Annotated in this window: 9 protein-coding genes; 7 read left to right on the forward strand and 2 right to left on the reverse strand. The window is 35.1% G+C overall.

Going from position 1 to position 14,663, the window contains the following annotated elements; genetic code table 11:
* The first annotated feature begins 16 nt into the window (after positions 1–16).
* From secE to EA652_RS00115, 7 genes are read left to right on the forward strand one after another with little or no spacing between them, the layout of a single operon-like run.
* Positions 17–217, forward strand: a complete 201-nt coding sequence (secE, locus tag EA652_RS00085; RefSeq protein ID WP_022626186.1) for a preprotein translocase subunit SecE — start codon at positions 17–19, stop codon at positions 215–217.
* Positions 207–1,043 (forward strand): transcription termination/antitermination protein NusG, encoded by an 837-nt coding sequence (gene nusG, locus EA652_RS00090; RefSeq protein ID WP_012673038.1) that lies wholly within the window; start codon positions 207–209, stop codon positions 1,041–1,043. Before secE ends, nusG begins: the two co-directional genes overlap by 11 nt.
* Positions 1,044–1,045: 2 nt before the next feature.
* A complete protein-coding gene (locus EA652_RS00095) occupies positions 1,046–1,486 on the forward strand; it encodes a 50S ribosomal protein L11 (RefSeq protein WP_006279541.1) in 441 nt (146 codons plus the stop codon).
* A gap of 4 nt (positions 1,487–1,490) precedes the next feature.
* On the forward strand, positions 1,491–2,144 hold the full coding sequence (gene rplA / locus EA652_RS00100; protein WP_006280425.1) for a 50S ribosomal protein L1: 654 nt from the start codon (positions 1,491–1,493) through the stop codon (positions 2,142–2,144).
* Between the two features lie 12 nt (positions 2,145–2,156).
* The gene (rplJ, locus tag EA652_RS00105; protein ID WP_006280426.1) at positions 2,157–2,675 is read left to right on the forward strand and encodes a 50S ribosomal protein L10; all 519 of its coding nucleotides are present in this window, start codon (positions 2,157–2,159) and stop codon (positions 2,673–2,675) included.
* 26 nt (positions 2,676–2,701) lie between these two features.
* Positions 2,702–3,103, forward strand: coding sequence for a 50S ribosomal protein L7/L12 (gene rplL / locus EA652_RS00110; RefSeq protein WP_007551887.1), 402 nt, complete (start codon positions 2,702–2,704; stop codon positions 3,101–3,103).
* A 58-nt stretch (positions 3,104–3,161) separates the two neighbouring features.
* Positions 3,162–11,675, forward strand: a complete 8,514-nt coding sequence (locus tag EA652_RS00115; protein ID WP_012673039.1) for a DNA-directed RNA polymerase subunit beta/beta' — start codon at positions 3,162–3,164, stop codon at positions 11,673–11,675.
* A 6-nt stretch (positions 11,676–11,681) separates the two neighbouring features.
* Here EA652_RS00115 and dusB read toward each other — a convergent pair whose 3' ends face one another.
* Both dusB and EA652_RS00125 read right to left on the reverse strand, forming a co-directional pair.
* Positions 11,682–12,644, reverse strand: a complete 963-nt coding sequence (gene dusB, locus EA652_RS00120; RefSeq protein ID WP_121721686.1) for a tRNA dihydrouridine synthase DusB — start codon at positions 12,642–12,644, stop codon at positions 11,682–11,684.
* A 5-nt stretch (positions 12,645–12,649) separates the two neighbouring features.
* Complete coding sequence (locus tag EA652_RS00125) at positions 12,650–14,572, reverse strand: Ulp1 family isopeptidase (protein ID WP_012673041.1); 1,923 nt, start codon at positions 14,570–14,572, stop codon at positions 12,650–12,652.
* Between the last annotated feature and the right edge of the window lie 91 nt (positions 14,573–14,663).

The raw sequence follows: 14,663 nt of genomic DNA on the forward strand, positions 1-14,663 counted from the left end.
TAATGTTGTGGTGGAAATGTTAAAAAGTTTGTGTGGTTTTTTCTGTGATATAAAGCAAGAAATACGAAGAATTGCTTGGGTAAAGAAACAGGAGGTGTTGTCATCTCTATTTGTTGTAATGATTGTTATATTATGCTTTTCGATTTTCTTCTGTTTTGTGGATTTTATGTCTCTTTACGTAATTAAGGCTTTATTTGGAATTATTTATGGAATGTGAATATAAATGGTATATCATTAAAGTTGATTATGGATATGAGCAAGGTATACGCGAATTGGTAAGTAATGCTGTTTATTTTAAGGAAGTGTTTATTCCTTATCAAACGGTATGTAATTCAAAGTCTGATATAAAAGAATTATGTGAAGTGTATGTATATATGCATCTGTGTGATGAAAGCAAAAATATTTTGAATCAAACGCCTGGATTCTGCAGTGGCGAATCTGGTAATTTTGAGATGATTTTAGATGATGAGATAAGTTTAAAGTGTAAAGAATTTAATAGGTATAAATGGTATATCTTGAGAGTTGCTTCTAATTGTGAAGAGAAAGTGCGCCAACATATATTGGAAAATTCTATGAGATTGGGTGTTAATGATTACTTTAAGGAAGTTTTTATTCCATATGAAGAGCTAAGTGAAGTAGAGTTGAAATCTAAGAAAATTGCTACACGAAGGAAATGCTTTCCTGGTTATGTCTTTTTATACGTGAATTTATGCGATGAAGTATTGAATTTTATCAATAGTATACCAAAATCTCTTAAGGTTTATGGATTTTTGAAAAACGGTAATATTCCAAAGGTGATTTTGGATGATGAGATTCACTCAATGTGTAATGCACTTTATAATGCTCAAGAGACAAAGAAGTTAGGTTATGGTTATGAAAAAGGTGAAAAAGTGAAAATTAATGATGGTCTTTTTCAAAATTTTACTGGTAAGGTAAATATGGTAAACGATGAGAAAAAAATTATTAATGTGGAAGTATCGATTTTAGGTAAGCCGACAATAATAGAGCTTGATCTGGCTCAAGTAGAGAAAATAGAGGATTAATTATGAGTGTTATAGTTGCTAAGATTAACTTACTTATGGAAGCTGGGAAAGCAGTTCCAGGACCGAAAATTGCTTCAGTACTTGGTCCACGTGGTATACCTGTTCCTAAGTTTTGTGAAGCTTTTAATAAAGTTACTAGTGCTGCTAACGCTAATTATAAAGTAGGCGATTTAGTAACAGTGCGAATTTCCATAAAGGATGATCGCTCTCATGATTTTACTGTCAGCGGTCCGCCTGTGGCTTATTTACTTAAGCAGGAGGCTAAATTAAGTAAAAGTTCTGGTAATCCTGGTAAAGAATTAGTGGCTAAATTACCTATGTCTGCTATAATTAAAGTAGCAAAGTGCAAGATGGTTGATATGAAAGTGGATAATGAAGATTCAGCAGTGAAAATGGTTGTAGGCACTGCAAAATCTATGGGTATAGAAGTTGTGGAAGGTTAGGTAAATGAATACATATAATGATAATCCTAAGCAGTGTTTGAAGAAGATTGTTGAGTCTGCTTCAGCAAAATTTAATGAATCAGTTGATATTGTGGTCAATTTAGGCGTAGATTCACGTAAATCTGAAGAGCAGGTGCGTGGTACAGTAGTTTTGCCTAAAGGTATCGGGAAGAATATTAAAGTAGCTGTTTTCGCTCAAGATAAACATTTATTAGAAGCTGAAAAAGCTGGTGCTGATATTGCAGGAGGAGAGGATTTAGTTGAAGAAATAAAAAAAGGTAGAAAGTTAGATGTTGATTGGTGCATTACTACTCCTGATTTTATGGCAAAAATCACTCCTATTGCAAAAGTATTGGGTGCTAAAGGGCTGATGCCTAACCCTAAATTTGGTACTGTGACTTCTAACATTGCAGAAGCTATTAAAACCATTAAGTCTGGTCAGGTAAAATTTAGAACAGATAAAAATGGTGTTATTCATGGTAAATTAGGAAATATTAAATTTGATATTGATGACTTGCTAGAAAATTTAAAAGCCTTTCTTAAAGTAATTAAAGATAATAAACCTATTTCTGCGAAAGGAATTTACTTTAAGGGTGTTTTTTTAAATTCAACTATGGGTAAAGCTTATAAGATAGGCAAAGTGGAAGATATAATTTAAGGGAGTGATACCGTGAAGCGTAAAGATAAGGATGAATTTATACAGAGCACAATAAACGTATTTGTAAATAATGATTTCTTGATATTAGTAAATTTTAAATCTATAAATGCTAATGATTCATTAACTCTGAGGAATAGTCTGAAGTCTATAGCAGGTGGGGTATTAGTAGTTAAAAACACTCTAGCGCGCTTGGCTTTGGGAAGGACTGGTAAATTCTCTTATTTATCAGGCAAATTTTCCGGTCCTGTTGCTATTATATACTCTAGTGGCATAGTAGAAGCTGCAAAATTAATAGTTGATTTTACTAATGCTAACAAAGAAAAAATGTCTGTGATTTGCGCAGCTCATTTAAATGAATTGTTAACAGTGGAAGATGTTAATAAACTGGCTAAGTTGCCTTCTCTGGATGAATTGCGTGTTAAAATTATGCGTTTAATATCTTATGATATTCCTGCTCGGTTAGCGTTGTCTATTAATTCATCTTCTATGAGGCTTATGAGAGTTTTGGATTATTATAGTTCTAAAAAATAAATTTGTTGTTAAGTAAGGTGGTAATTATGAGTAATGTAACAAGTGATTTGGTTGATAAAATATTATCTTTAAACCTATTAGAGGCTTCTGAACTTGTAAAAGTTTTAGAAGAGAAAATAGGGTTGCCTGCTGGTTCTTTTCTTGGTGGAGCTGTTGGTGCTGGGGCGCCTATTGGTGATAATGCTGCTGCTCCTGCTGCTCAAGAAAAAGCTGAGTATAAAGTTGTGATTAAAGAAATTGATGCGAGTAAAAAAATAGGAGTTATTAAAGCTGTGAGAGAGGTTAATTCTACATTGGGTTTAAAAGAAGCAAAAGAGTTGGTTGAATCTTTACCTAAAGATTTGACTGCTAATGTTCCTAAAGACGAAGCAGAAAAAATCAAGCAAAAACTTATTGAAGCAGGAGCAACTAAAGTGGAGCTTGAATAATATTTAATGTATTAATTTTATATTGATATAGCTCTTTTAATTAGTTTGGGGTATTTTAATGGTTGATTCTTCTTATATGTACGCTTCTGGTGCTTTTGTTCCTAGAGTTTCTTATTCTAGGTCGATTGATTTAAAAGATTCTTTATTGGATTTGGTTAAGGTTCAAAAAGAATCATATGATTCTTTTACTCCTAAGAATAAGGGTAATGAAAGACTTGAAGTTATCTTTCATACAATCTTTCCAATAAATGATCCTTTGCGTAGGGCTACTATTGAGTTTATAAGTTGTAGGGTAGATGATCCTAAGTATGATGAATCTGAGTGTATAAAGCGTGGTGTAACTTTTTCTGCTCAGGTTATTGCTTCTATACGTCTTGTTGTTATGCAGGATGGTATTTCTCTTGATGAATATAAATCGATTAAAGAGAGTGGAGATCATTCTAAACTTGCAACCGTTGTAAAATCTATAGAAGAGCAGAAAGTCCACTTTTGTGGGTTGCCTATGATGACTGATAAGGGCACTTTCATCATTAATGGTGTGGAAAAAGTTATCGTCTCACAAATGCATAGGTCTCCTGGTGTATTTTTTGATAGCGATAAGGGAAAAACTTACAATTCTGGTAAATTGATCTATTCTGCTAGAATTATTCCTTATAGGGGTTCTTGGCTTGATATTGAATTTGATGTTAAAGACCATTTGTATTTTCGTGTTGATAGAAAAAGAAAATTGCCAATTTCAGTTTTATTAAAGGCGTTGGGTCTATCAAATAATGATATACTCGATAGATTTTATGAGAAAATAAAGTATGTAAAACATAAAGATGGTTGGAAAGTGCCTTTTGTTCCTGATAAATTTAAAGGAGTGAGGCTGCCTTTCGACTTAATGGATATTGAAGGTAATGTGCTGCTTAAAGCTAACGTTCGTATTACCTCAAGACTAGCTAAAAAGCTATATGATAATGAATTGAAAGAGTATCTGGTTCCTTTTAATTCTATATGTGGTTTATTCCTCGCAGAAGATTTAATGGATAGTGCTAGCTCTACGAAAATTTTATCTGCTGGTGAATCTATAAAGCTGGAAGACATAAAGAAGCTTGAGTTATTATCTGTAGATGAAATATCAGTGTTGAACATAGATAATTTGTTTGTTGGACCTTATATATTAAATACGCTTTTCTTAGATGAAAACATGTCTTATCAGGATGCACTATATGAAATATATAGAGTTTTGCGTCCTGGTGAAGTTCCTGTTTTAGAGATAGTAGAAGAGTTTTTCCGTAATCTTTTCTTCAGTCCGGAATATTATGATTTGTCTAACATTGGTAGGTTGAAGCTTAACTCTTACCTTGGATTAAATTATGATGAGGATTTAACTGTTTTAACGCATGAAGATATTATTGAAATTGTGAAAAAAATAGTATTGTTACGTGACGGTCAAGGATCTGTAGATGATATTGATCATTTAGGAAACAGAAGAGTAAGATCAGTTGGAGAGTTTATAGAAAATCAATTTAGAACTGGGTTGTTGAAATTGGAACGCGCAATAGTTGATTCTATGTCCACTTCTAGTTTAGATAAAGTTTCTCCATCTGATTTTATTAATCCAAAAGTGTTAACTAATGTCTTAAGAGATTTCTTCAATTCTTCTCAATTATCTCAATTTATGGATCAGACTAATCCGTTATCTGAAATAACACATAAAAGAAGGTTATCCGCGTTAGGTCCTGGCGGTTTAACAAGAGAACGGGCAGGATTTGAGGTGCGTGATGTTCATCCAACTCATTATGGAAGAATTTGCCCTATTGAGACTCCTGAAGGGCAAAATATAGGGTTAATCAACAGCTTAGCTATATACGCGCGTATTAATAAATATGGTTTCATTGAAAGCCCTTATAGAAAAGTAGTCAATAGGGTTGTTACTGATCAAATTGAGTATCTTTCTGCTATAGACGAAGGCTCACATCATATAGCTGACACTAGCGTAAAGCTTGATGAAAATAATTGCTTTGTTGATGACATGCTATACTGTAGATATGCTGGTAGCTTCGTCATGGTAAGTAGCGACCAAGTTAGTTACATTGACGTATCTCCTAAGCAGGTAATATCAGTTGCAGCTTCCTTGATTCCATTTTTAGAAAATGATGATGCTAATAGAGCATTAATGGGCTCAAATATGCAACGTCAGGCCGTACCTTTATTGAAGCCTACCGCTCCTCTGGTTGCTACTGGTATGGAGTCTTTTGTAGCTTCTGGCTCTGGTGCTGTAGTTTTAGCAAAACGCGATGGCATAGTTGATAGTTCTGATAGTAACTCTATAGTTATACGTGCTTTTGATAAAGAAAGGGTTAACTACTTGGACGTAGATATTTATCATCTAAGGAAATTTCAGCGTTCTAACCATAATACTTGTATTAATCAAAGACCGCTAGTGTGCGTAGGTGATTATGTTAAAAAGGGTGATGTAATAGCTGATGGTCCTGCAATTAACAGTGGTGAGTTGGCGCTTGGTAAAAATTTGCTAGTTGCTTTTATGTCTTGGCAAGGTTATAATTTTGAAGACTCTATTATTATTTCTAGTGAAGTTGTTAAAAAAGATCTCTTTACTTCTATTCATATAGAAGAATTTGACTGTGTTGTACATGATACCCCTTTAGGATCAGAAAAAATAACTCGTGCTATACCTGGTGTTAATGAAGAAAATCTATATCACTTGGATGATAGTGGTATAGTGAAAATTGGTACAAGAGTTGGTCCAGGCTATATTCTGGTAGGTAAAGTTACACCTAAACCTTCTCTTTCATTGCCTCCTGAAACGAAGTTATTAATGACAATTTTTGGTGAAAAGTCATTCGATTGTGCGGATTCCTCTTTATATACATCTCCAGATGTTGAAGGGACAGTAATTGATGTACAAGTCTTTACACGCAGGGGGGTTGAAGAAAATGAAAGGGCATTACTCATCAAACAAAAAGAGATAAATGACTTTGAGGAAGAGCGAGATTATATAATCAATGTTACTAGTGAATATTTCTATGATGAACTGAAGAAACTTCTTATTAATTCTGGTTCTCAAGATCGAGAAAAATTTGACTCTATTGAACGTGAGCAATGGTGGGGTATAGGATTAAAAAACCAATCCATTTCTGAGCAAGTTAAGAGCTTAAAAAAAGATTTTGATGAAAAAGTATCACATGCAATAGCACAGTTTAAGCGAAAAGTAGAAAAATTACATGAAGGTTATGACCTGCCTCAAGGTGTGTCGATGTCAGTAAAAGTTTTCATTGCTGTGAAACATAGTCTGCAACCAGGGGATAAAATGGCTGGTAGACATGGAAATAAAGGTGTGATTTCTCGAGTTGTGCCAGTGGAAGATATGCCTTATTTGGAAGATGGTACTCCTGTTGATATTATTCTTAACCCTCTTGGTGTTCCTTCACGAATGAATGTAGGGCAAATACTGGAAACGCATGTAGGTTGGGCTTGTAGAAAATTAGGGGAAAAGGTAAGTAATATTCTCGATGAGATCAATAAGATCAAAAGTGCTTTTTGCAAGGGAATTAGGTCCCTTAACGATGATAATTTTACACAATTTGCAGTAGCATACCTTGATAATAAAAAAATTGAAAATATTGATGATGATGAAATAACGGCTTCTGTTTTAAATACACCTAATAAGAATGCACTAAATGACGAGTTGAATGAGTTAGTAGAGAACTATTTGAACTCTTGTAAAAGTTCATACAGCAATTTACGTAACTTCCTGATTGAGGTTTATAGCTATGGCAGTAACGTATCTATCTGTAATGATATTCGTAATATTAGTGATAATAATCTCATTGAATTTGCACGCAAATTACGTGATGGCGTTCCTGTTGCTGCACCTGTATTTGAGGGTCCAAAAGATGAACAAATAGCAAAATTATTTGAACTTGCTGGTTTAGATAACTCTGGACAAGCTGTATTATATGACGGTTGCAGTGGTGAAAAATTCGACCGCAAGGTTACAGTTGGTTACATGTACATGCTTAAGTTGCACCACTTGGTTGATGGTAAAATTCATGCGCGTTCAGTAGGGCCTTATAGTTTGGTTACTCAACAACCTCTTGGAGGAAAATCTCATTTTGGTGGTCAGCGTTTTGGTGAAATGGAATGTTGGGCATTACAAGCCTATGGTGCTGCTTATACTTTGCAGGAAATGTTAACTGTGAAGTCTGATGATATTAATGGTAGAGTTAAGATTTATGAATCGATAATAAAAGGTGACAGTAATTTTGAATGTGGAATTCCTGAATCCTTTAATGTGATGATAAAAGAACTACGTTCTTTATGTTTAAATGTAGATTTAAAGCAAAATGATGTAGTGATTGAAGATATATCTCACACTAACATTGCACAACCTTTTAATGAGGTTAGCATATCGATTGCTAGCCCTGAAAGTATTAAGCGTATATCTTGTGGTGAGATAGAAGATGTTTCAACTGCAAATTATCGTACGTTCAAAGTTGAGAAAGGTGGATTATTTTGCCCTAAGGTTTTTGGCCCTGTCAATGACGATGAATGTTTATGTGGAAAATACAAAAAAAGAAGACACAGAGGTCGCATATGCGAAAAATGCGGAGTAGAAGTTACATCTTCTAAAGTAAGAAGAGAAAGGATGGGTCATATAGAGCTTGCATCTCCTGTTGCTCATATATGGTTTTTGAAATCGCTTCCTTCAAGAATTGGAGCATTATTAGATATGTCTCTCAGAGATATTGAGAATATTTTATATAGCGATAATTATATCGTAATAGATCCTCTTGTTTCGCCTTTTGAAAAAGGTGAGATTATTAGTGAAAAAGCTTATAATGAAGCTAAAGATAGCTATGGGATCGATAGTTTTGTAGCTATGCAAGGTGTTGAAGCTATAAGAGAGTTGCTAACGCGCCTTGATTTACATGAAATTAGGAAGGATTTAAGACTAGAATTAGAATCTGTTGCTTCTGAGATAAGAAGAAAGAAAATTATAAAGAGATTGCGTATTGTTGAAAACTTCATTAAATCTGGAAATAGGCCTGAGTGGATGATACTTACAACTATACCTATTTTACCACCTGATTTGCGTCCTTTGGTATCGCTTGAGAGTGGTCGTCCTGCAGTTTCTGATCTGAATCATCATTATAGGACTATTATTAATAGAAATAACAGGTTGAGGAAATTGTTGAGCTTAAATCCTCCTGAGATTATGATTCGTAATGAAAAAAGGATGTTACAAGAAGCAGTTGATTCTCTTTTTGATAATAGTCGTCGTAATACTTTGGTAAATAAAGCTGGTGCTGTTGGATATAAAAAGTCCATTAGTGATATGTTAAAAGGAAAACAGGGTCGTTTTCGCCAGAACCTCTTAGGAAAAAGGGTAGACTACTCTGGACGTTCTGTAATAGTTGTTGGTCCAACTTTGAAACTAAATCAGTGTGGATTACCAAAAAGAATGGCTCTTGAACTATTCAAACCTTTTGTTTACTCAAAGCTTAAGATGTATGGTATGGCTCCAACTATTAAGTTTGCTAGTAAGTTGATAAGAGCAGAAAAACCAGAAGTTTGGGATATGCTTGAAGAGGTAATAAAAGAGCATCCTGTTTTGTTGAATAGAGCGCCTACGCTACATAGACTTGGTATTCAGGCTTTTGAGCCAATCCTTATTGAAGGCAAAGCAATACAGCTTCATCCGCTTGTCTGTACGGCGTTTAATGCTGATTTTGATGGTGATCAAATGGCAGTGCATGTGCCAATTTCATTGGAAGCTCAGCTTGAAGCTAGGGTGTTGATGATGTCCACTAATAACGTTTTAAGTCCTTCTAATGGCAGACCGATTATAGTTCCTAGTAAAGATATAGTACTTGGTATATATTATCTGACTTTACAAGAACCTAAGGAAGATAATTTACCATCTTTTGGTGCTTTTTGTGAAGTTGAGCATTCCTTGAGTGATGGTACTTTACATATTCATTCTAGTATAAAGTATAGGATGGAGTATATTAATAGCAGCGGTGAAACTCACTATAAAACTGTTTGTACAACTCCTGGCCGTTTAATATTATGGCAAATTTTTCCTAAGCATGAGAATCTAGGCTTCGATCTAATAAATCAGATATTAACAGTCAAGGAAATAACTGGTATAGTTGATTTGGTATATCGTAACTGTGGTCAAAGTGCTACAGTGGCATTTTCTGATAAATTAATGGTACTTGGCTTTGAGTATGCCACATTTTCTGGTGTCTCTTTTGGTCGTTGTGATATGGTTATACCTGAAACTAAAGCTACACATGTTGATCACGCGAGGGGTGAAATTAAGAAATTCTCTATGCAATATCAAGATGGGCTAATAACTAGAAGTGAGAGGTATAACAAGGTTATAGATGAATGGTCTAAGTGTACGGATATGATAGCTAATGATATGTTAAAAGCAATATCTATATATGATGGAAATAGTAAGTACAACTCAGTGTATATGATGGTTAACTCTGGTGCAAGGGGTTCTACTTCACAGATGAAACAGCTAGCAGGAATGCGAGGGCTCATGACCAAACCTTCTGGTGAGATTATAGAAACACCTATAATTTCTAATTTCCGTGAAGGATTGAACGTATTTGAATACTTTAATTCTACTCACGGTGCGCGTAAAGGTTTAGCTGACACTGCACTTAAAACTGCAAACTCTGGATACTTAACTCGTCGTTTAGTTGATGTATCTCAAAATTGCATAGTTACAAAGCATGACTGTAAAACAAAAAATGGTCTTGTTGTGAGAGCTACAGTTGAAGGAAGTACTATAGTTGCATCTCTAGAGAGTGTTGTGCTGGGTAGAACAGCTGCAAATGATATATATAACCCAGTGACAAAAGAATTATTAGTAAAAGCAGGGGAATTAATTGATGAGGATAAAGTAAAGCAAATCAGCATTGCAGGTCTTGATGTTGTAAAAATTAGATCGCCTTTAACTTGTGAAATAAGTCCTGGTGTATGTTCTTTATGTTATGGAAGAGACCTTGCAACTGGTAAAATTGTTTCAATAGGTGAAGCAGTTGGTGTTATAGCTGCTCAATCTGTTGGAGAGCCAGGTACTCAGTTAACGATGCGTACTTTTCATATAGGTGGAGTAATGACTAGAGGCGTTGAATCCTCGAATATTATAGCTTCTATTAATGCTAAAATAAAGTTAAACAATAGTAATATAATTATAGATAGAAACGGAAATAAAATTGTGATAAGCCGTTCCTGTGAAGTCGTGTTGATTGATAGCCTTGGTAGTGAGAAGTTGAAGCACAGTGTACCTTACGGCGCTAAGCTTTATGTAGATGAGAGTGGGTCAGTAAAAATTGGCGATAAAGTTGCGGAATGGGATCCTTATACATTGCCTATTATCACGGAGAAGACTGGTACAGTGTCTTATCAGGACTTAAAAGATGGAATTTCGATCACTGAAGTGATGGATGAATCTACAGGAATATCAAGCAAAGTAGTAAAAGACTGGAAATTGCATTCTGGTGGAGCTAATTTACGTCCTCGTATTGTGCTGCTTGACGATAATGGTAAAGTAATGACACTCGCAAGTGGCGTTGAAGCATGTTATTTTATACCAATCGGTGCAGTGCTCAATGTACAAGATGGCCAGAAGGTTCATGCAGGTGATGTTATTACAAGAACACCAAGAGAGTCAGTTAAAACTCGTGATATTACTGGTGGTTTACCGAGGGTTATAGAGTTATTTGAAGCACGTCGTCCTAAAGAGCATGCTATTGTTAGTGAGATAGATGGCTATGTAGCGTTTTCTGAAAAAGACCGTAGAGGAAAACGCAGTATATTAATTAAACCTGTAGATGAACAAATTTCTCCAGTTGAATATTTGGTATCAAGAAGTAAGCATGTAATAGTCAATGAAGGTGATTTTGTACGTAAAGGTGATCTATTGATGGATGGTGACCCTGATCTCCATGATATTTTACGTGTGCTTGGGTTAGAAGCTTTAGCGCACTATATGATTTCTGAAATACAGCAAGTTTATAGATTGCAGGGTGTTCGTATAGACAATAAGCATTTAGAGGTGATCTTAAAACAAATGCTACAAAAAGTGGAAATTACTGATCCTGGTGATACTATGTACTTGGTTGGCGAAAGCATTGACAAGCTGGAAGTTGATAGGGAAAATGATGCTATGAGTAACTCTGGCAAACGGTCTACTCATTATCTTCCTATTCTGCAGGGGATTACTAGGGCAAGTCTTGAAACTAGCTCCTTTATTTCTGCTGCCTCTTTCCAAGAGACAACAAAAGTACTTACAGAAGCAGCATTCTGCGGGAAGAGTGATCCTTTAAGTGGATTAAAAGAAAATGTTATAGTAGGAAGATTAATTCCTGCTGGTACAGGTTTGATTATGAATAAGATCAGAGCACTTTCACTTTGTGATAATGTGGATAAATATGAAAAATATTTTGATATTGAAACTTATGACGAGGAATGGTTGATGGATAATGGTTGTCATTTACACTCTGGTGAGGAAGAGAGCGTAGTGGCATACGATCAGTCGAATTGAGTACAGCTAGTGTGTCTCTTGACCAAAAAAGCCAATAATATTTTCTTTCACTTCTGTGCTATCTGTCATGTTATTTACTCTCACACGAAATTCAGATGAGCCTTGAAGCCCGCTACTGTACCAACCTATGTGTTTGCGGGCCATCTTTATTCCTGTGTCATTTCCATAGTACTCAAGAATATTGTCGTAATGCTCGAGTATGATGCTTAATTTCTCTGAAGCTGTTGGCTCAGAAGTTTCACTTCCACTGAGAAAGTTCATTGCTTGATTAATCAGCCAAGGTTTACCGTAGGCACCACGACCTATCATCACTCCGTCTGCTCCAGATTCTTTGAGAGCATTCTGAATATCATTTAAATTTTTAATATCGCCATTTACTATAACTGGAATTTTCACTTGCTCTTTAACATTTCTAACGAATTTCCAATCTGCTTGACCATTATAAAGCTGCGCTCTTGTTCTTCCATGCACAGTGATCATTTTTGCTCCTAAGTCTTCGGCAATTTTCGCAAGTCTCGGGGCATTGCGATTTTCATCGTTCCATCCAGTGCGCATTTTCACCGTAACTGGCATATTCACTGCTTTGACCACAGCTTCAATTATCTCAGCGGCTTTTTTCTCATCACGCATTAGCGCTGATCCTGCATAACCGTTTACAACTTTTTTAACAGGGCAACCAAAGTTTATGTCTATAATTTTTGCTCCCATGTCCTCGTTTAATTTTGCAGCCTCCGCCATAACATCTGGCTCACACCCAGCAAGCTGCACAGCAGTTAATGCATCGACTTTTGCTTTTTGCAAACTCTGGCGAGTTTGCATAATCATAGCTCTGCTTGCGATCATCTCTGAAACTAACAAACTTGCACCAAGTTTCTTCACAATACTTCTAAACGGATAATCAGTCACTCCAGACATTGGAGCTAAAATAACTGGAGAATCAATTGTCAAATTTCCTACTTGTAGGGACATATATTCTATGTGTTCAAACCTAGCGCATTTACACATACTGTTACAACACTTTGTATAGCCGAACTTACTTTTTCCATAAGAGAAGGCTCTACCTCTACTATCTCAGCTCTCTCATAATGACCAGGTGCCAAGTATACCGTTTCTTGTTCTTTATTTCCCCATAGCTCGTTGTTCTGCTGATAACCTTCATTTATCATTCCCGCATTTGGCAGAAACAATGTATTTACATCATTACCATTATTTTTATAGTAGACGTCAATTTCAATATTAGCCAGCGAAGCTAAGATAGAAATTTCTTCTATGAAAACATGGTAACTTTGGCTGCTGATTGCCTCTAGATAAGATCTATAAATGGATTTGCCATTGAGAAAAGAATTTGCTGCAGTATCACTATTATAATTTCTATCATATTTTCTTTCACTAATATTGAGATTACTAGCACTAATGCTTCTTAAATCACCTATAACTTCATTTTCTTTTAATGTTGTAAGACAACATAACTTTTTTATTAATTTATTAGTCTTTTTTTTGATCTTCTCTACCCGTCTGTTTGTATGCTGAACCAAATCTTTTATTGAGTCCGACATACCAATCAAATGATTTGGATTTTCTAAGAATGCACCAAAAACTTTCTGCATCTGTCCCTTCAATAACTCAGGCATCCTTGGATCATTCAAAGAGTTAAATTGACTTAAAAATTTGTGCCATCCCATTCTCATATCTTGTGCTTTTTCAGTTTTATATTGACCAGAGCTATTATCACCAAATACCGCATGGAAAAAGCAGTTGCCATCACCTGTAGTATTATATTGAACAATTTTTGTTTGCTTACTTTCTACTGAATCTAAACTTACTCCGCTATCTTTACGACTTATATTTCCTGGACCACCTAATACAGGGCTTGGCGTGCCAGCCCTGCTTTGTTCATCCTTTTTCAACGCTTTTGCAAATTCTTTTCTCTTCTCTATTAATTGCTCTGAACTAAGTTCATATTTTAGCTGATCATCAATTTCATCAAACGATTTGCCTGCTTTCAGCATATCTGTAATTTTCTTAGCATTCTCTAAGGCAAATATTCCACAATTATACTTATCATCTTGTTGTTTAGCTTTTGAGTTTCTAATACTACTATTGTCTATTCCTAGAGTTTTCTGTAGCGCACTTGATACCTCTTCTGGTAATGGTTCACCAAATGAATCGCAATAATATGCTCTAAACTTTTTACTCTTTTCATCATGAGAAATAACCAATGTTACCCAATGATTGTTATTTAAGTTAAGAATTGAAGATAATACTAAATTGTTATCCCCTTTTACTTTATCTTTATATTCTTGCAATCGGTTCCCCAGAAAAGATGTAAGATTATCGAGGCAAGAAAAGAACACTCCTTTGGAAAATTCCCTGTGACCTTTTTTACGATATGGCATCCATCCATAGTAACTTTTTGCAATCTCTGCAATATCAAAATTACTTAACCAAAATTTATAATCTTCTTTTTTATTTGTCTTATATACAAAAGAATCCTTATTTTCTTTGCAGTCAAAAATACCACTATCCCTATCAGGAGTTTTCGGTCTTGCTTGCTTTTCTGGAGTCTTGCCTTGCAAATCTTGTAGTTCTGTATCTTTTTCTTCACTCTTTTCCCCCTTTGAAGCTCTTTTTCCATTAATATAGTTCTTCGCTAAGTAAAATAAAGGTTCAACAACCATTTTGTATGCTACTGTAAGAATTATTCCCATTAAAACCCAAACTACGGGGTTAGAGATGAGCATAGCAAGTGGAAAGGTCAATAGAGGGGATCCTATTACCGCCCCTAAACAGCCAGCAGCGAATGTGGCTGCTAGGCATACACAAGTAGCGTAGATAACGAATTTCTCACCAGCAAAGTCAGTGCTCTCTTTCTGATTATTTTTTGTAATACCCAACATACTACACCCTATGAACGCTAAGTTAATTAAATTTTAACAAATTCTAACAAAAAAATCAACCATAATAATTTTAGTAGTATGAGAATATATT

It is taken from the genome of Wolbachia endosymbiont of Drosophila ananassae (genome assembly GCF_008033215.1).
Lineage (GTDB): Bacteria > Pseudomonadota > Alphaproteobacteria > Rickettsiales > Anaplasmataceae > Wolbachia > Wolbachia pipientis.